The sequence below is a fragment of the Couchioplanes caeruleus genome (assembly GCF_003751945.1).
GTDB lineage: Bacteria > Actinomycetota > Actinomycetes > Mycobacteriales > Micromonosporaceae > Actinoplanes > Actinoplanes caeruleus.
Genome location: NZ_RJKL01000001.1, coordinates 4,610,435 through 4,628,384 on the forward strand (window position 1 = coordinate 4,610,435; position 17,950 = coordinate 4,628,384).

At 68.3% G+C, this 17,950-nt stretch carries 20 protein-coding genes; 11 read left to right on the top strand and 9 right to left on the bottom strand.

What is annotated here, in order from left to right; translation table 11 throughout:
- Window positions 1-63: 63 nt before the first annotated feature.
- The 7 genes from EDD30_RS20570 (at window position 64) to EDD30_RS20595 (ending at window position 4,839) form a co-directional block, all read left to right on the top strand.
- Window positions 64-621: a DUF1349 domain-containing protein gene (locus EDD30_RS20570; protein ID WP_071808767.1), complete on the top strand. Its 558-nt coding sequence runs from the start codon at window positions 64-66 to the stop codon at window positions 619-621.
- A 221-nt stretch (window positions 622-842) separates the two neighbouring features.
- Window positions 843-1,142, top strand: coding sequence for a hypothetical protein (locus EDD30_RS42250; RefSeq protein WP_483400367.1), 300 nt, complete (start codon window positions 843-845; stop codon window positions 1,140-1,142).
- A 508-nt stretch (window positions 1,143-1,650) separates the two neighbouring features.
- Window positions 1,651-2,115: a winged helix-turn-helix domain-containing protein gene (locus tag EDD30_RS20580; RefSeq protein WP_280526127.1), complete on the top strand. Its 465-nt coding sequence runs from the start codon at window positions 1,651-1,653 to the stop codon at window positions 2,113-2,115.
- Entirely contained in the window at window positions 2,079-2,699 is a 621-nt protein-coding gene (locus tag EDD30_RS20585) for a transposase (protein WP_244945325.1), read from the top strand. Before EDD30_RS20580 ends, EDD30_RS20585 begins: the two co-directional genes overlap by 37 nt.
- A gap of 837 nt (window positions 2,700-3,536) precedes the next feature.
- Entirely contained in the window at window positions 3,537-3,791 is a 255-nt protein-coding gene (locus EDD30_RS38375) for a hypothetical protein (RefSeq protein WP_148088147.1), read from the top strand.
- Between the two features lie 185 nt (window positions 3,792-3,976).
- Entirely contained in the window at window positions 3,977-4,594 is a 618-nt protein-coding gene (locus EDD30_RS20590; RefSeq protein ID WP_123678382.1) for a SigE family RNA polymerase sigma factor, read from the top strand.
- Window positions 4,591-4,839 (top strand): hypothetical protein, encoded by a 249-nt coding sequence (locus EDD30_RS20595; protein ID WP_123678383.1) that lies wholly within the window; start codon window positions 4,591-4,593, stop codon window positions 4,837-4,839. Before EDD30_RS20590 ends, EDD30_RS20595 begins: the two co-directional genes overlap by 4 nt.
- Before the next feature lie 309 nt (window positions 4,840-5,148).
- Here EDD30_RS20595 and EDD30_RS20600 read toward each other — a convergent pair whose 3' ends face one another.
- Together EDD30_RS20600 and EDD30_RS20605 are read right to left on the bottom strand one after the other, a co-directional pair.
- Window positions 5,149-5,895, bottom strand: coding sequence for a tetratricopeptide repeat protein (locus EDD30_RS20600; protein WP_123678384.1), 747 nt, complete (start codon window positions 5,893-5,895; stop codon window positions 5,149-5,151).
- A 203-nt stretch (window positions 5,896-6,098) separates the two neighbouring features.
- Window positions 6,099-6,734, bottom strand: coding sequence for a hypothetical protein (locus tag EDD30_RS20605; protein ID WP_123678385.1), 636 nt, complete (start codon window positions 6,732-6,734; stop codon window positions 6,099-6,101).
- A 531-nt stretch (window positions 6,735-7,265) separates the two neighbouring features.
- On the opposite strand from EDD30_RS20605, the gene EDD30_RS20610 reads away from it, so the two are divergent.
- Window positions 7,266-7,676, top strand: coding sequence for a phosphopantetheine-binding protein (locus tag EDD30_RS20610; protein WP_148088148.1), 411 nt, complete (start codon window positions 7,266-7,268; stop codon window positions 7,674-7,676).
- A 20-nt stretch (window positions 7,677-7,696) separates the two neighbouring features.
- Here the strand turns inward: EDD30_RS20610 and EDD30_RS20615 are convergent, their stop codons facing one another.
- From EDD30_RS20615 to EDD30_RS20645, 7 genes are all read right to left on the bottom strand, one after another.
- Window positions 7,697-8,440 (bottom strand): 3-phosphoshikimate 1-carboxyvinyltransferase, encoded by a 744-nt coding sequence (locus tag EDD30_RS20615; protein WP_123678387.1) that lies wholly within the window; start codon window positions 8,438-8,440, stop codon window positions 7,697-7,699.
- A gap of 120 nt (window positions 8,441-8,560) precedes the next feature.
- Window positions 8,561-9,325, bottom strand: coding sequence for a thioesterase II family protein (locus EDD30_RS20620; RefSeq protein ID WP_244945332.1), 765 nt, complete (start codon window positions 9,323-9,325; stop codon window positions 8,561-8,563).
- Window positions 9,322-10,674 (bottom strand): crotonyl-CoA carboxylase/reductase, encoded by a 1,353-nt coding sequence (gene ccrA, locus EDD30_RS20625; RefSeq protein ID WP_123678389.1) that lies wholly within the window; start codon window positions 10,672-10,674, stop codon window positions 9,322-9,324. Before ccrA ends, EDD30_RS20620 begins: the two co-directional genes overlap by 4 nt.
- Before the next feature lie 433 nt (window positions 10,675-11,107).
- Complete coding sequence (locus EDD30_RS20630; RefSeq protein ID WP_244945333.1) at window positions 11,108-12,772, bottom strand: ABC transporter permease; 1,665 nt, start codon at window positions 12,770-12,772, stop codon at window positions 11,108-11,110.
- On the bottom strand, window positions 12,772-13,725 hold the full coding sequence (locus tag EDD30_RS20635; RefSeq protein ID WP_123678831.1) for an ABC transporter ATP-binding protein: 954 nt from the start codon (window positions 13,723-13,725) through the stop codon (window positions 12,772-12,774). The genes EDD30_RS20630 and EDD30_RS20635 overlap by 1 nt, the downstream gene beginning before the upstream one ends.
- Window positions 13,726-13,910: 185 nt before the next feature.
- Window positions 13,911-14,672, bottom strand: coding sequence for an ABC transporter permease (locus EDD30_RS20640; protein ID WP_123678390.1), 762 nt, complete (start codon window positions 14,670-14,672; stop codon window positions 13,911-13,913).
- Window positions 14,669-15,619, bottom strand: coding sequence for an ATP-binding cassette domain-containing protein (locus EDD30_RS20645; protein ID WP_123678391.1), 951 nt, complete (start codon window positions 15,617-15,619; stop codon window positions 14,669-14,671). The genes EDD30_RS20640 and EDD30_RS20645 overlap by 4 nt, the downstream gene beginning before the upstream one ends.
- A 601-nt stretch (window positions 15,620-16,220) precedes the next feature.
- Between EDD30_RS20645 and EDD30_RS20650 the strand changes: the two genes are divergently transcribed.
- The 3 genes from EDD30_RS20650 (at window position 16,221) to EDD30_RS20660 (ending at window position 17,911) form a co-directional block, all read left to right on the top strand.
- Window positions 16,221-16,436, top strand: coding sequence for an MbtH family protein (locus tag EDD30_RS20650; protein ID WP_123678392.1), 216 nt, complete (start codon window positions 16,221-16,223; stop codon window positions 16,434-16,436).
- A gap of 6 nt (window positions 16,437-16,442) precedes the next feature.
- Complete coding sequence (locus EDD30_RS20655; protein WP_244945334.1) at window positions 16,443-17,120, top strand: FMN-binding negative transcriptional regulator; 678 nt, start codon at window positions 16,443-16,445, stop codon at window positions 17,118-17,120.
- 89 nt (window positions 17,121-17,209) lie between these two features.
- Entirely contained in the window at window positions 17,210-17,911 is a 702-nt protein-coding gene (locus EDD30_RS20660) for an LmbU family transcriptional regulator (RefSeq protein ID WP_244945335.1), read from the top strand.
- The last annotated feature ends 39 nt before the right edge of the window (window positions 17,912-17,950 follow it).

Below are 17,950 nucleotides of genomic sequence, written 5' to 3' on the forward strand. Positions count from 1 at the left end.
CTCGAACACACACCATTAGGGCGGGAAACCTCTGCCCGAATAGCTGCCGATAGGAGGAAGCCGATGTCCGCAAGGCGGTGGCTCAACGAGCCTGCTACTTGGTCCGACGAGGGACGGAACATCCGCGCGGTCACTGATGCAAACACAGACTTCTGGCGACAGACGTACTACGGCGTTACTCGCGACAGCGGACACTTCTACCGCCAAGAGGTCAGCGGGAACTTCATCATGGAAGTGACTCTCTCCGGCGAGTACCAAGAAGCGCACGACCACTCGGGCCTGATGCTCCGAGTCGACGCGCGAAATTGGCTCCGGGCAGGAATAGAGTACGTCGACGGCACCACGCACGTCAGCACCGTGATCACCCGCGGGTTCTCGGACTGGTCGATGGCACCGTGGCCGCACTACGCAGGATCACTTCGCCTCCGCCTGACCAGGCACGAAACCGCACTCCGAGTGCAATGCCTAGACACCGACGGGTCGTGGAAACTGGTCCGGCTCGGCTACTTGAATCTTCCCAGCACTGTGCAGGTGGGCGTCATGTGCTGCTCCCCGGAACGCGAGGGCTTCGCTGCGTCCTTCTCGAATTTCACAGTCTCTGGTCAGGAGCCGAGCGAATAGCGCTTTCGCCGACGCCGCTGTGCCGGACCTCGCCCTCAGCCGCGAATAGCCCAACCAATGCGTGCAGGGCAGCGATCCCAGCCACGCCTTCGGGCAGCCGCCGGTGCCTCTGATGGTCCTGCATCTCGACATCGTGATAGGGCTCGGTCCGACTGGGCCGCGGCCCACCTGGTCGCGTACGACCTGACGTGCCACCTGGACTCCGGACGGGTTCAGCGCAGATGCTCGCTGTGGTCGGAGATGGGGACCTACTCACCACGGAGGCGGCCCGCCGCCGCGTAGGTGTCGAGATCGAGCGCGGCGACGATCGCGCCGCCGAGGCTGAAGCGGCGAAGGCAGCGGTGCTCGATGCGTACCGCCGTGACATCTGCGCGCAGTGGCGCGCTCGGCGCGATCCTCACCGGCCCCTCCGCCGTCCCGGACCGCACGCTGGGTTAGCAGGTCCTCGACTTGACCGTGACTACCTGCGCCAGCCCGACGGACCGGACGCCGGGCAGCCGTGGCGGTTGATGCCCGAATAGGAGGCGTCCTGCTCTGGTTCTACGCCGTCGACTCCTCGGCCGGTTCGTTCACCGGCGGGCTGTCATCCGCCGTAGCAGGGCTCAGGCAAGGATCCGTTCGCCGCCGCGTTGGCCTGCATTCAGTTCCTTAGCCCCTGCCGACGGCAGGGGCTCTACGCCGACCGGGTCGGCGGCATTAACCGGATCCGTGCCAGGGGCGGATCCATGCCCCCGCTTACCCCCCGAAACCCCCGCCAAGCACCGACTAGAAGCGACAAGTGTCGATCGAGCGAGCGGCGCATCTTCGCTGGTCAGCGACTAGATTTGGTGACCAATGACAAGCTACTTGCCGTGACGGTTGGTAACAGAAGGTTAGGGGTTCGAGTCCCTTTGGGCGCGCGACGAGAAGTAAAGCTTGACCAGGAAGAACGCTACAGAGGTTGAATAGCTGAGGTTCTCGGCGTGGCGGCGTGATAGATCTCGATGGGTTCGGTAGGCCGAAGGGATGAGGTATCCGGCTGGTGGTGGCATGAACGCGGCAGCCCGGGTCCGGCGTGAGAAGGTTCGGATCCAGGCTGCGGCCATGTTCGCCGAATCCCAAACGACCGCGCAGATTGCGTCTGAGCTGCGAGTTTCCGAGAAATCAGTACGCCAGTGGCGTCGACGGTGGACGGCCGGCGGGACGGCGGCTCTGGCGTCGGCCGGCCCTGGCGGCTCGGACTGCAAACTCTCCGGCGACCAGCAGAAACAGTTGATCGAGATGCTCGATGACGGCCCGGTCGTGCACGGCTGGGACGACGCCCGCTGGACCCTCGCCAGGGTCGCGGAGCTGATCGAGCGTCGCTTCGAGATCACCTACACGCTGCGCGGAGTGTCGTATCTGCTGCACCGCATCGGCTACAGCCAGCAGGTTCCCACTCGTCGGGCGATCGAACGCGACCCTCAGGCGATCGCTACGTGGCATCGCCGGCGGTGGCCGTCGGTAAGAGGTTAGCGGCGGCTCAGGGCGCGGGGATCTGTTTCCAGGACGAGGCGGGCCAGGTGATGCGGCCGCCGGTGGCCAAGACCTGGGCCCGGCGCGGGCACACTCCCGTGGTCGAGGTCTCCGGCAAGGGCTCCGGGCGGGTCTCGATTGCCGGGCTGGTCTGCCTCAAGCCCGGACACCGCGGCCGGTTGATGTGGCGCACGAGGCTGCACCGAAACCGCAAAGGTGAGCGTGGCAGTTTCAGCGAGGACGACTACATCGCCTTCCTCGATCAGGCCCACCAACGCTTGCGGGCACCGATCGTGCTGATCTGGGACAACCTGAACACCCACGTCAGCGTCCGGATCCGGGAACTGATCACGGCCCGGAGGTGGCTGACCGTGATCCGGTTACCCGCCTACGCCCCGGACCTCAACCCGGCCGAGGGCGTCTGGCGGTGGATGAAACGCGGCCTGACCAACACCGCCGCCCGCGGCGTCGACCACCTCGCCGACCTCGTCAAACGTCGGCTACGCGCCTGCCAGCAACAAACCGATCTCCTCGCTGGCTTCTTCGCCGGCACCGGCATGACCCTCGACCCCGAGCCACCGTGACGACTCGAACCTCAGCCTTTCAACCTCTGTAGCGCTTTTGCGTTGTGGGTCATGTGTGGGCCATGTCTTTGTCCCACGTGCAGAGCTGCTCGTTGCGGCGTTGACCTGGCCTTATTGGGTCTACGGCACCGGATTCGCGAATGGTGGATCCGCCTCGCTCCCCGTTCATCAACGCGATAACGCTCCGCGCTGATGATGCCACTCATGGGAGTCGTCGGGGTAGTGCGGACCCCTTTGGCGTTGATGGGCCGGTTATGGACCAAATGCTCCTCGACCGTCGAACGTGCCCTACGGCCAGGTGCCGTGCGACACGATCTCCGAACCTCACCTCGACAGGTGTTGGCTGCAGATGCGCGGGATGAACGGCAGATGCGCAGACCGCGGGTAAGCCGGCCATGATCCGTTCGTCGCGCCGCCGCCGTCGTGCCTTGGGTGCCTCCAGCAGCTCGGAGATCAGCTCCTCCCGATACTCCATGGCCTTGTCCAGGCTCGGCAGGTGCTCGTCGTTGAGCTGGACCCGCTGTGCGTCGAGCTTCGCCTTCTCCGTCTGTAGCTCGACCAGTCGAGTCCTCAGCGCGACGAGGCCCCCTTGTTCTCAATGTCGATGCGACTGACGGTCTCCGCAAGCTGACGGTCGAACAGCCGGTACCGCTCGAGCCACTCCTGCCGGATGGCGCCCAGTTCATTGTTGACCACAAGCAAGAGCTGGGACAGCTCGCGTTGGCTGCGTCGATCGCCTCTCCCAACTGAGTGAACGCGGCCTTTTGGCCCAGGGCTGGTCTGGACCCCCTTCGACGTCGCGGATCGGCGTACCCAACGGATGGACTTCTCCGAACGTTGGTCCTCAAGGGCCGGCTACGCCGCGAGGAACTGGTCGACCTCGACCTGGACCAGATCGGCCCCTGCACGCCGGCCGAGCAGGGTACGGCGAAGAAAGCGAAGATCAGCGACCGCGAAAGTGCGTGGCTGCCGGTTGGGCACAGTTGCCGGAGCCTCGTGCTGTTGACTCTGCGGCGCAGCGCAGCATCCGATATGCATTACATAAACGACAAATACGTAGATCTACCTATAGAAGTTAATGAATGCGGCTGACATGCTGGCCTCTCCGACACCCTGGAGCGAAGTCGGGTCTCCTACTGCGCCGATAAGGCCGCCCATGCAAATCACGGTTGCGCTAGACATCGCGCAAAGCCGATGAGCTTTACAGGCGTACACGACTCGGCGGCCCGGGCGTGCTGCATCGGGCGCCCGATCATAGAGGGAAGCGGGGACGGCTCATGTCCAGCGATCCGAACGAGGTGGAATTCGAGGTATTCGCCCGGGTGATCCGGCGTTGGTTGCGCCGTCAGGCGTACGACATCTGCGGTGACTGGCACGAGGCTGACGATCTCGTGCAGGTGGCGCTCTTGAAGATTCACCAGCGCTGGGACCGGCTGCATCGACGCGCAGAGTTGGGTGCGTATGCCCACCGGGTCGTGCTGCGCAGTTTCCTGACCGAGCGTCGTCGCGCGTATTGGAGTCGCGAGGTGGCGCTGCCCGGGATGACCGATGTCATGCCGGCACCGGATCGTAACACCGCCGTGGAGGACCGGGCGCGGCTGCTGCCGGCGCTGCGCCGGCTCGGGGCGCGTCAGCGCGCCGTCGTGACCCTGCGCTTCCTCGGTGACCTCAGCGTGGAACAGACCGCGCAGGTTCTGGGCTGCACGCCCGGAACGGTGACCAGCCAGACCGTGCGGGCGATCGAGGCGCTGCGCCGGGATCTGGGAAGTCGGGCGCCGCCGCGTGCAACACAGCGTATCGGTAGTCGCGCGGATCTGTGCTCAAGATTCTGCTGCCGGGTGGAGACCCGGCCGAAGCCGACCAGGAAGCCGCCCTCCACCGGAGCGGGGTCGTGATCCGGGCGCGCCTGGCCGCCGACGACGTGGACGAACTGCACGCCGCGGCGGCCGCCGTCGTCTCGGCGCTGACCGTCATCCGAACCAGCCGAACCGTGCCGCGCCGCTTCGGCGACGGCCTCACTGTGCATCTGGACGCCGAGTGCCCGGCGACGGCTCCGCCCCCCGGCCGGGCGAGCAGATCGGATGACCTGCACGGCAAGCAGGCGGAGGATCTTTCCTACCTGGGGCCCGACCCGGGATAGCGAACCGCCTCGATCTGCTCCTCGTCGACGCACGTCGTCGGGCTCGATCAACGGTCGCCGCCGGGCTTGTGCCAGCGGCCGATAACAGTGCGGCGTACGCCAGCGTCGAGCATCGCCTGCACCCGGTGCCGGCCGTTGATGTACGACACGACGCCGCCGCAGCTTGGCGCGCAGCAGACGCGGGAGAAGCCACGGGGCCGCTGAGGCCGCAGCCTGAACCGCCAATTAGGCGGTGGTTCCACCGTACGCATAGTAATGAAACGTCCTCTAGAACCGGCCCAGCGCCGACCACCTCGGTGGATCGAGGACTCAGCAGTCCTGCCAGCTCCGCAGCGTCGATCTCGCGGCCAGGGTGTCGGCGTGGTCGCTGCCGAGCAGGCGTTCACGACTGGTGGCCACCCGCTGCATGGTCTCGATCGCGTCGCTGTCGCGTCCCGCCCATCGATAGAGGTGGGCTAGCCTGACCCTGGCGGCCAGAGAATCGGGGTGGTCGGCTCCCTGGCGCCGCTCCAGGTCGGCGGTCATTCCCTCCTCGATGGCGACGATCCCGGCAACGTGCCGAGCTGAGGGCTGGGAGAGCGCTAGGCCGACACGAGTGACGGCGTTGGCATCCGCGGGTCGCGGTGGTGACGCGGCGTCCGACCCCGCCGTCACAAGTTCGGTGGGGAGATGGCGCAGTTCCTCACTGCCCGCCGCGGTCTGTTCCCACTCGGCGGTGACGGCGTCGTCCAAGGACCGGTCTGCGGCCGTTCCCGACGGCTGAGTGAGCACCAAAGCTGCCTTCGCCTGCGGTCCGAGCGCGAGTAGGGCTGCCTCGGACAAGCTATCGACCATGAAGCGGACGCGGACCCGCCACGGCTCGGCCTGCGCCGAGGTGACGTGCAGGGTACGCAGCTTCGCCATCAGAGTGTGCGCGAACGGGTCGCCGCTGAGCCGGGCGACCGCGTCACGCAACGACTGCACCGCCTCGGTGACCGCCGGTTGATCGGGCGCAGGGGACGTTACCCCAGTCAGCAGGGCGGTGGTCACGAGCTGCGCTAACCGCTGTATGTCCACGTCAAAACTCCAAGGCGGCGACGTTCGCGTCCTTTCGTTGTACGAAACCAGGCTAACGCAGCGAATATCGATGTCCCAGTGATGGGGGACAGCCAGGGCAGGTGCGGCCGAGCAATGGTGGACGGCCGGTCCGCCGACAACCCCGTGTGCTGCGGGAGGGCCCGCCGGACGACCGGCGAGCCCTTCCCAGCGCGAGGCTGGGGCTAACTCGAGGCCGGAATGGAAATAACGCCCGTGAGGACGGTGCACTCAATCCATCGGGATGGTGCGGGCGGCAAAATGATGCATCCAGACGGCGGAGTGTTCCATATCCAGCCGGCGGGCGTCTTCAGGGCATACAAATTCCCCCCATACCAGGAGCCGGCGCAGATCACTCCAGCGCAGCCACTTACGTCCCTGGAGACCGGAGAGACTAGACAGTTTACGCAGTTCAGCGTCGCTCCTTCGTCCCTCAGCTGGAGATCTTTCCATAGCTGTACCGTAACGAGGATCGCTGCCCAGTTCTGATCCGGCGCGGTCGCCGTACAGACGACCTGGGCGTCGTAGTCCGCGGCCACCGAGGTCAGGGCATGGTTGGTGTACGAGGCGATGGTGTGGAGATGAGTGGGGAGCCGGCATCCGCCGCCGGGCGGGTCGGTGAAGGGGCGGATCGTCGCGCCGGTCTTGACGTTCTGCATCGTCAGCTGAGCCAGCATCCTCTCGGATTTCTCGCTGAGGCTGGCATGCGATGTCACCTGCTCGACCTGTTGATCGGTGTCAGCGGCTTGCGCCGGTGACACAACGGAAAGCACGAGCGCCACTCCGCCAATGACCGAGATCAAGACTTTTCTTAACGCCATGAAGTTGAGCCTCCTTAACCTGGTGCGGTCGGGCCTTTCGCGGCATTACAGATTCGTACACGTGGTGGGAGATACCGGACGCTGCATCCGGCGGCTTGGTCGAATGTGCAAATCGCGGCAGAGCATCTCAAGGGCCCACACCCTCTCGCGCCGCCTGCACCCCAGCGCCTACGCCATCGGCTCGCCACTTAAGTGGTGCGGCACTTGCGCGGCGGCAGCCAGGCGGCTGACAGTCCCGTATGATCATCCGGTGTATGCCGGACCGGTCGTTCAGGCGTGGGCGGTCGAGCCGCTGCTGGCGCTGGCCCCCAATGTCAACCTGTGCGCGGACCGGCCCCGCTGGCCGGGCGCGGACGGGGGTTGGGCGAGAACCCTGCGTGGACCGTTGCCGGCATGGCCAGTGCCGTGGGCCGACCACGTCGGGAGCATGGTCGCGCAGCGCAGTCTGCGCCTTGTCGTCGTCGGGCAGTGCTACGGCGCCTGGCTCGCCTACCGGATCGTGATGGAGCTCAGCGCCACGGCGGCAGCCGCGTGCCGTGGGCTGCTCGTGCTTTCCCAGGTTCCGCGGCGAACGCGCCGGTCAGCCCGCTTCGCCTGGCCCACGACGAGGAGTTGTGGAGCGCGGTCACGCAGCTCGGAGGCACCCCGGAGGAACTGGTGGCCGACCCCGAGTTCCGGGCATTGCAGCTTCCCGTGCTTCGAGCGGGCCTGTCCCCTGTGGAGGCCGACCGCGTCGTACGGCAGTTCCTGAGTGAGCTGGTCCGGCAGCCGGTCCGCCCGGACAACTTCTTCGATTTGGGCGGGCATTCGCTGATCGCGGCGGCCCGCGAGCTCACCCAGCGCACCGGGACGACGGTGTCGCCCGGCATGATTCTGTCCGCGGCGGACGTCTCCGCCCTGATCGACCGGATCGTCGTGGCCGGGTCGGAGCCGGATGCCTGAGCAGTGGGCTGAGGCTCCGGTCAGCCGCGCTGCCAGGCCTCCTGGAGGCCGGCGAACGCCGAATAGAAGCCGGGGAAGGTCTTGCTCACGCAGGCCGGGTCGTCGAAACGGATGCCCGGGGTACGGATACCGAGCACGCTCATGCTCATCGCGATGCGGTGATCGGCCCGGGTCCCTACCGTTGCCGCCCGGAGAAGGCCGGGGATGATCTCCAGCCAATCGGGCCCGGTGCCGGTGGCGATCCCACACGCGCCCAGTGCCGAGGACATTGCGTCGATCCGGTCGGACTCCTTGACCCGGCAGTTCGCCACGTCGGTGATCCGGACCGGTCCGTCGGCGACCGTGACATCGCAGCCCATCGCGGGGAGGACCTCGGTGGCGAAACGGAGATCGCCCTGCCTCGAATGGCGGCCGAGGCCGAGCACCGTCACGGTGTTGCCGGTGACCGCCGCCGCGGCGAAGAAGTACGAAGCGGTGGACGCATCCGGCTCGATGACGTACTCCCGCGCCTGATAGGTACCCGGCGCGATGGTGATCCGCGAACCCTGGCGCGACACGGAGGCGCCGAACTCACGCATCATCGCGAGGGTCAGCTCCACGTACGGCACGGACACCCCGTCGAGGATCTCGATGCGCAGGCCGTTCCTGGTACCTGGAGCCATCATGCAGAGGGCGCTCAACGCTGGTAGAGGGCCTTGAGCTGGGCATCGGCTGGCCACGACGGGTTCCGGTTGGCCCCGCCAGGACGGTCCCGGCAGGGCCATTCCGGGCGTCGTGGCCTCGTCGCTCGGTTGGTAGGAACCGGTCCGTACCGCATCCGTGGCGGCCGCGACTGTGGCGTCAAGGCGCGGAACTACGGCGCACCCCGATCGCGCGCCTCGTTGTCAGCCGACCGTGCTCGGCACCAGTGTGAGGCGGCGTTGGATCTCGGACAGGATCGCGTCGCGATGCGTGGTCACGAAAAAGTGGCGGCCCGGGAAGGTCAGGCACGCGAAGGTGCCGAGGGTGTGACCGCCCCACGCGGCCGCCTCGGCAGCGGTGACCACCGGGTCGTCGCGCCCGGTGAAGACGGTGATCGGGCAGCGCAGCGGCGGACCGGAAGCGACCGGATAGGTCTCAACGGCGCGGTAGTCCGCTCGGAGCGCGGGCAGCGCCATGGCGCGCACGTCGGGATCCTCCAGCGCGTCGGCCACACCGGTGTCGCCGTCCAGTTCCCGCACGTGGGCGACGAGCGCGTCGTCGCCGAGCCGGTGGACCGCCTCCGGCCGGGCCGTCGACGGGGCCCGCCGTCCGGACGCGAAGAGGTGCGCCGGCGCCTGGCCGGTGCGCTCCAGAAGCAGCGCGGTCTCATAGCCCACGAGTGCGCCCATGCTGTGCCCGAAGAGCGCGACGGGTCGCGGGCCGAGGGCGGCCACCTGTTCGGCCACGGCTGCGGCGAGGGTGGAGATGCTGCTGACCTGGGGCTCGTCATGGCGATCCTGACGCCCCGGGTACTGCACGGCCACGACGTCGATCGAGCCGGCCAGCGCCGCCGAGACCGGGTAGAAGAAGCTGGCCGAACCGCCCGCGTGCGGCAGGCAGACCAGCGTGACGCCGGCCGCCGGCCCGGGGTGGTAACGCTGGACCCAGCGTGGATCGGGTCCGTTCACGCCGACCACCCGGCCTTCGGGCGGAAGCGATTGATCGCCGCCAGGTGGCGCTCCCTCATCTGCGGGTCCTCTACGCCGCCGCCCTCGTTCGGCGCCAGGCACAGCACGCCGACCTTGCCCTGGTGCCGGTTGCGGTGCAGGTGGTCAACGGCCTGGCCGACCTCGTTGAGCGGGTAGGTCAGCGACAGCGTCGGGTGGATGCGGCCACGCATGACGAGCCGGTTGGCCTGCCATGCCTCGCGGTAATTGGCGAAGTGTGTGCCGACGATCCGCTTGAGGTTCATCCACAGGTGACGATTGTCGAACTGGTGCTCGTAGCCGCTGGTCGAGGCGCACGTGACGATCGTGCCGCCGCGGCGGGCGACGTAGACGGAAGCGCCGAACGTCTCGCGCCCGGGGTGCTCGAAGACGATGTCGGCGTCCTCGCCGCCGGTTAGCTCGCGGATTCGCTGGCCGAACCGGCGCCACTCGCGCGGGTCCTGGGTGAGCTCGTCGCGCCAGAAGCGGTAGCCCTCGGCCTCCCGGTCGATGATCGCCTCCGCGCCCACGCGCCGGCACACCTCGGCCTTCTCCGCGCTGGAGACCACGCAGATCGGGTTGGCGCCGCTGCTCAGCGCGTACTGGACGGCGAACGAGCCGAGCCCGCCGGCCGCGCCCCAGATGAGCACGTTGTCGCCGAGGCGCATGCCCGCTCCGTGGTTCGACACCAGCTGCCGGTAGACAGTCGAGTTCACCAGGCCGGGCGACGCGGCCTCCTCCCACGTCAGGTGTGCCGCCTTCGGCATGAGCTGGTTCGCCTTCACCAGCGCCAGGTCGGCCAGCCCGCCGAAGTTCGTCTCGTATCCCCAGATGCGCTGCTCCGGGTCGAGCATGCTGTCGTCGTGGCCGTCCGGGTGCTGCAGCTCCACCGAGAGGCAGTGAGCGACGACGCGGTCGCCCGGGTTCCAGCGCTGCACGCCCGGGCCGGTGCGTAGCACGATGCCGGCCAGGTCCGATCCGATGACGTGGTACGGCTGGGCGTGCCGGGCCGCGAGCCCACCGGTGCGGGCGTATCGACGCAGGAAGCTGAATGTGGGCACCGGGGTGAACAGCGCACTCCACACGGTGTTGTAGTTGACCGCGCTGGCCATCACGGCGATCAGCGCCTCACCGGGCCCCGGCTCCGGGGTCGGCACGTCGCGCAGATGCAGGGCCTTGGCCGGCTCCCGGTCGGCGACCGGGATGCCGTCGAACATGTGCTGGTCGTCTTCGAGCAGCACGGCCGCCCGGTAATACTCCGGGACCGGCAGCGCGGCGACCGCCTCGGCGCCGGGCGCGGCGACGATCGCCTCGGCGAAATCGGCATTCACAAAGGACCTCCTGGGACGGCAACGGTGCCGCCAACAGCGTTTGCTGTGGACGGATGCAGGGGCCCCGGTCGGGGGCCCGGTGCCCGTCTTGCGGTCCGGCCGCCGCTGCGGCCGGGTGAGGACCGCGGCAGCCGGGTGAGGACCGCGGCAGCCGGGTGAGGACCGCGGCAGCCGATGTCGGCGTCGTGACACTAGGTGCGGCCCTCGTGCCGGAGGCACCCCTTTCCTCGCGGTGCCGGAAAGTCGGGGGTGTCTAGGGGGTCCTTCCCTCGGGCCGCAACCGCGGCGGCACCCGGCATTCGGCTACGTGCGTAGTGCGTCCCGCGGGGCCTGGCTACCGCGGCGGGTAGCCAGGCCCCGCGGGACGCACGCAGCCGCGATCCGTTGCCGCCACACAGGCGTCCTCGCCCGCGTAGCGTGGCCGGCCCGGTACTCAGCCGGCGGTGATGTCGCGCCGTCGGAAGCCGGCGACGGCCAGAACCAGGAGCACGGTCGCCGCTGCGCCGAGGCCGATCAGGTGTGCCGGGACGAGGGGAGCCTTCGGATAGCTGCCGACCCACCAGAACGGCGAGAGCATCTTGACCACGGCGGGCAGGTGAAGCACCGCACCGAAGAACCGCTCCACGACGACGAGCGCGCACAGTACCCACGCGAGCGGGCTCGCTCTGGGCATCCACGCATAGAGCGCCGCCGTGAAAGTGATCAGCACGGCGACGCCGAGCGCGAACGCTCCGGCGCTCTTCAGAAGGACCAGCAGGCTGGTGCTGCCGCCAGAGGCCGACGCGCCGGCCCAGAGCGGCAGCGCGCCGCCGAGGAACAGCAGGACGAGCGCGCCGATCCCGGCGACTGACAGGTGGGCGAGCAGCGCGCCCGTCCTCGACGCCGCCCGCGACAGGCCGAGCCCGAGGCGGCCCTCGTCCTCCTCCGGCTTCATCCGCAGCACCGCCGCCGTCGTGAACACGGCCACGGCGAGCGCATTGTGCAGCATCATGATGGCCAGGAACGCCGCTACGGGATCCGCGCCGAAGATCGTCGAGGTGAGCGAGTTCTGATCGGCGATCGACTTGAGGGAGGCGGCGGAGTCCGCGCCGAGGAACAGCCCGGCCGGGCCGAACATCGCCACGCACCCCACGAGCCACCACAGCAGCGCGCCCCGCTGCTGGCGCAGAACGAGAGCGAACGGCCCGGTCAGCGACGGCGCGGCGTCGGCGCGCCCGGTCCGGCCGCGCAGGAGGGCGGACCCGAGGTCGCGCCGGGAGGCCAGGGCGGCCCCGAGCGCCAGCGCGGCAAGGATCGCCAGCACGCTCAGACCGAGCGGCCAGAGGCGGACGTCGACGTACGCCCGCGTCTGCTGGGCCCAGGCGATGGGCGAGAGCCACGAGAGCCAGCTGCCGTGGCGCTGCTCGATGTCACCGATGCCGCGGATCAGGACCGCCGCGGCGAGCGCCGCGAAGGCGAGGCCGCTGGCGCCGCGGCTGTGCACGGTCAGCTGGCTGGCCACCGTCGTGACGCCGGCGAAGACCAGCGCCGTCAGCATGATGCCGGCCATCATCGTGGCGGTGTCCGCCGGGGCCAGCTTTCCGGCACTGATCAGCAGCGCACTGCCGAACACGGCGAACGCGGCGTCGGCAATCATCACCACCAGGAACGCCGCCACGCTCCCCGCGTGCCGCCCGACGGGCAGGGCGCGCACGAGCTCGGTGCGGCCGCTCGCCTCCTCGGCGCGGGTGTTACGCGCGATCAGGAGGATGTTCATCGTCGCCAGCAGCGCCATCAGCCACAGCGACATCTCGTTCGCGAACATCGCGCCGATCGTGTAGTGCTCGAGCCCGTAGCCCGGTCCTGCCAGCAGCGTGCCGCCGGCGTTCGCGATCGATGCGGCCCGGTTCTGCCGTTCGGCGGCGCCGGGGTAGACCGCACCGATCGCGACGACGTAGTAACCGCAGAATGCGACGAGCGAACCGGACCAGACCGTCAGCCGGACCCGGTTGCGCCGGAGCATGAAGCGCAGGAGGTAGCCGGTGCCCGCCAGCGTGGCGGCCGGTGCGACGCGCGCGGCCGGCACCTGCCGGACGGCGCCGATGGGCAGCGTGCTCATCAGGACACCGCCTCGAGGCTGCGGTGCGCGGCGGTGGCCTGGTCCCCGCCGTAGTGCCGCATGAACAGCTCCTCCAGCGACGGCGGGGTGGCCGTGAGGCCGCGCACGTCCAGCTCGGTCAGCGCGGTCAGGACGGCGCCCATCCGGGCATTGTCGACGGAGAGCTCCACCTTGGTGACGTCGCCGCCGGCGGTGGTGACGACGTCATGGACGCCGGCGAGCCGGGTGAGGGCCGCCGGATCCTGCGTGACCAGGGCGCTGACGGTGGTGCGGGTCAGGTGGCGCAGCTCGGCGAGCGTGCCCGACTCGACCGTGCGGCCGCTCCTGATGATGGTGACGGTGTCGCAGAGCTTCTCGACCTCGCTGAGGATGTGTGAGGAGAGCAGCACCGCCTTCCCCGCATTCTTGACCTGCTGGACGTGCTCGGTGAAGACCGCCTCCATCAGCGGGTCCAGGCCCGAGGTCGGCTCGTCGAAGATGTAGAGGTCGGGGTCGACCAGGAAGGCGGCCACGAGCGCCACCTTCTGGCGGTTGCCCTTCGAGTACGTCCGCGCCTTCTTGGTCGGGTCCAGCTCGAAGTGCTCGAGCAGGGCCGCCTTGCGCTTCTCGCGTCCGGCCCGATCTGCCGACGGCTCGTGCAGCCGGGTGAGGTAGTCGATCGCCTCGCCGCCGGTGAGGTTGGGCCACAGGCTCACGTCGCCGGGAACATAGGCGAGCCGGCGATGCAGGGCCACGGCGTCGCGCCAGGCGTCGCCGCCGAAGAGCCGGGCGGTGCCGGAGTCGGCGCGCTGCAGCCCGAGGAGCACCCGGATCGTGGTCGACTTCCCGGCGCCGTTGGGTCCGAGGAATCCGGCGACCTCACCGGGGCGGACGGTCAGATGAAGGCCGTTGAGCGCCTTGACGGAACCGAATGACTTGTGCAGATCGATGATTTCGACGGGGTTCTCAGTCATGATCACATCCAGGTGGGTGGGGGCGGGTGTCGTGCTCGTCCGTCGGCCTTCGCCGGGACGAGCGGATCGTCCGGCGTCGTCCCGGCCGGGGGGAGGGGGCTCGCCGAGACGAGGCCGAGACGAGCGGATCGGGTGGCTTGGCGGCGGGAGCTCGCCGAGACGGCGCGGAGGCGTTCGCCGGCCGGTCAGGCCTGCTTGTTGAAGCTGGAGATCGACCACACGTAGCCGATCAGGGCCAGCCCGAGGCACCAGGCGACGGCCGCGAGCGCGCTGGACGTCGACGCGTTGCCCATCAGCAGCCCGCGCAGCGTCTCGATGATCGGGGTGAACGGCTGGTACTCCGCGAACTGCCGGACGCCGGCTCCCATCGAATCCGCGGGCACGAACGCGCTGCTCAGGAACGGCAGCATGATCAGCGGAACGGTGGCGAGGCCCGCCGACTCCACGGTCTTCGCGGCCAGTCCCATCGCGACGGTCAGCCAGCCGGCCGCGAAGCTGAGCAGCAGGACGACGCCGATCGCGGCGAGCCAGTCGCCGGGGCCTGCGGCGGGGCGGAAGCCCAGCGCGAAGGCGACCCCGACGATGACGCCGCAGGCCACCAGGCAGCGCAGCGTGGTCACGACGACGTGTCCGGTCAGCATGGCCCCTCGAGAGACGTCCATGACCTTGAAACGGTTGATGATGCCCTTGGTCATGTCGGAATTCACCGCCGTGGCGGTGGCACCCAGCCCGTAGCTGATCGCCATCACGAGCATGCCCGGCGTCGCATAGTCGATGTAGCTCGAGCCGACGCTGAACGCGCCCCCGAACACCTTGACGAACATCAACATGATCACGATCGGGAACAGGATCGCGTTGAACACCGTGGTGGGATTGCGCAGGGTGTGTTTGAAGTTTCGGCGCAGCATGACGGCCGAGTCGCCCAACGACGTCGCGACAGCGCTCATCGTGCGATCGCCTCCTCATTCCGGTGGTTGTTGCTGGTTTCGGTCAGGGACAGGAAGACGTCGTCGAGGTCGGGAGTCCGTACGGAGAACTCCTGCAGGTTGATCATCTGCTCGTCCAGCCGGTTCAGCACGGTCAGCAGCGACCGCGGCTCACCGTTGTGCGGCACGCGCAGGGCCAGTTCCTCGTCGTCCCGGGTGGACCCCTCCACGACGGCAGCCGCCGCCGCGAGGTCGTGCAGATCGGCGAAGCGCAGATGCAGGTGCGCGCCGGGGACCTGGCGCTTGAGCTGCTCGGGCGTGCCTTGGGCGACCAGCCGGCCCTGGTTGAGCACGGCGATCTGGTCGGCGAGCTGGTCGGCCTCCTCAAGGTATTGGGTGGTGAGGAAGATCGTGGTGCCCTCGGCGACCAGTTCGCGGACGATGCCCCACATGGTGCGCCGGCTGCGCGGGTCGAGGCCCGTCGTCGGCTCGTCCAGGAAGATGATCTCCGGGTTTCCGATCAGGGTCATCGCCAGGTCGAGCTTGCGGCGCATGCCGCCGGAGTAGGTCGCGGCGAGCTTGTCGGCCGACTCCACCAGGTCGAACCGCTCCAGCAGTCGCGTGACCACCTTGTCGCCGGAGCGCACGTGCTTGAGGTCGGCCACTAGGCGCAGGTTCTCCCGGCCTGACAGCAGCTCGTCCACCGCGGCGAACTGGCCGGTCACGCCGATGGACGCGCGTACCCGCTTGGTCGCCGTGGCCACGTCGTGCCCGGCGACGTACACCGTCCCGGCGTCGGCGCGCAGCAGCGTCGTCAGGATGTTCACGGTCGTGGTCTTGCCCGCCCCGTTCGGGCCGAGCAGGGAAAAGATCGATCCGGCGGCGACGTCGAAGTCGATGCCGTCGAGCACCTTCTTGTCGCCGTATGTTTTGCGTAGCCCCGAAACCGAAATTGCTGAGTTTTTCATTTCTCCACCATCCTTGCCGGACTCAAACGCGGTCGACCCGATGCCGATATCGGATTCACCCGTCCACCGTTGGTCCATTCGAAAATCGCACTCTCCCGGCGGGCCCGGGACTGTCAACGCCAGATGCTGGCGAAAACGTCTCCCTGGCGGGATGCGGATGAAGCCGAATGGTCCGGTGTGGTGACGTTGGGAGGATAGGCCCGCGACGGCGTGTGCGTGTACCCCTAATCGGGCACTCGACCTCCCTTCCAGCCGTGGTCTTCGGGCGGCTCCTGCCGAGTACTCAGCGTATTCCGATTTGGTGCGGTGTCGAGGTCGGAGGCACCCGTATAAGGGTCGGGAAGCGGAGTTAGGGGTGGTGAACTGATCTTGCGAAGGGGGAGGGGATTCCCGGGATCCGATCGGGGTGAACGCCTGGCTGTCAGGGGTCTTATTGACCTTGACTGACGTCGGCGGTCGGGCCTTACGATGGCTCCCGAATTGCTATGGCGGCCGTAAGTGCCCGTCCTCCCGATAGGGCGACGCCGAACGGCAAGCCGCGACCAGGTCATGTCGCATTTGAATCCCGAAGCATTCACTGACGCTGTGAGGACGGTGGCACATGAGCACGAACCCCTTCGATGACGAGGACGGCCGCTTCTACGTCGTGGTCAACGACGAGGACCAGCACTCCCTGTGGCCAGCCTTCGCCGAGGTGCCGGCCGGCTGGCGGATCGCCTTCGGCGAGGACGTCCGGGCCAAGTGCCTGGAGTACGTCGAGCAGAACTGGACCGACCTGCGGCCGCGGAGTCTGCGGGACGCCATGGCGGCGAACTGACCATCGGTGGATCTCGCGGAGGAGTGGAACACCATGTTCGTGCCTGGTATGTACCGAGAGCCGGAAGCGCAGTGGATCTTCGAGTTGATGCGGCGAAATCCACTCGCGTTGCTGATGACCAACGGCACCGATGCGGATGGGCCTTTCGGTACGCACCTGCCGGTGATTCCGGATCCGGGGCTGCCGGCCGAGGAGTCGACGGATCTGACCGGAATGACGTTGCTCGGGCACATGAACCGCGGGAATCCCCAGTGGAAGGCGCTGCGGCCGGGAATGCCCGCGGTGCTCAGCTTCGCCGGCCCGCACGGTTACGTTTCGCCGGCGCTGTACCCGCCCGTTCCCGCGGCTCCCACCTGGAACTACACGGCGGCGCAGGTGCGCGGCGTGCTTGAGCCGATCGAGTCCGCCGAGGAGACGCTCTCGGTGGTGCGCTCCACCGCAGGAGCCCTGGAGGCCGACTTCGGCTACGGCTGGGACATGGCTGAGTCAATCGGCCACTTCCGCAAGATCCTTCCGGCTGTGGGCGCGTTCCGCTTCACGGTCACCCGAGCAGCGGCCATTTTCAAGCTCAGCCAGGAACAGAGCAGCGAGACACGGGAGCGGGTGTGCCGGAATTTCCAGGAGACGCCCGGCAGGCATCGCGAAGTTGCGGACTACATGAGCAGGCTGGCCGAGGCCAAATAGGGCGTCGGTCGGCCGGGGGTGCTCGATCGACCGGCGCCACCCCGGCAGGCCTCTGGTTTCACCATTAATGGGGGATCAACGTGAAAACCATGGACGAATACCGGGCTGGACCGGTGAGCGCGGGCGGCGAGTCCACACCACGCGATCTCGTGGTGTCGTTCGTCGGGAAACAGGCGACGGTGCGCAAGTCCGGAATGGTCTTCCCGAAGAACCTGTCCGAGCGGTCCTGGGAGCAGATCGGGTCCAGCCTGCGTGAGCTCTCCAACTCGTCGGCCTGGTGGCTCGCTGACTGGCTGATCTTCGGCGAGGCCGCCTACGGGTGGCGGCGCTACCGGGAGGCGATCGAGCGGACCGGGCTGGACTACCAGACCCTGCGCAACTACGCGTGGGTGGCCCGGAGGTTCGAGGAGCACCGCCGCCGGGACAGCCTCAGCTTTGCCCACCACGCCGAGCTGGCCCGCCTCGCGCCGGCGGAGCAGGACTACTGGCTCCGCAAGGCCGAGCAGCAGAAGTGGTCGCGCAACGAGCTCCGTAAGGCGGTCCGCGCCAGCCTGGCCGAGCGGAGCCAGGAGGCGGTGCCGGCCGTCGCCGACGGCGAACAGTTCAAGGGGGTCCCGCAGCTGGCCGAGTCGGCCGGTGCCGAGAAACGCCGGCGGTCGACCACCAAGCTCACCATCGAGCTGTCCGCGAGCCAACTCGACTGCTACTCGAAGGTGGCGGCCGCGCACGGTCTCTCCGTGGACGCATGGGTCACCCAGGTGCTCGACGCCGCTGACCGGCGCGTCGCCTGACGACGCCGGAAAGTCCCCTTCCGTGGTGGCCGGACAGCC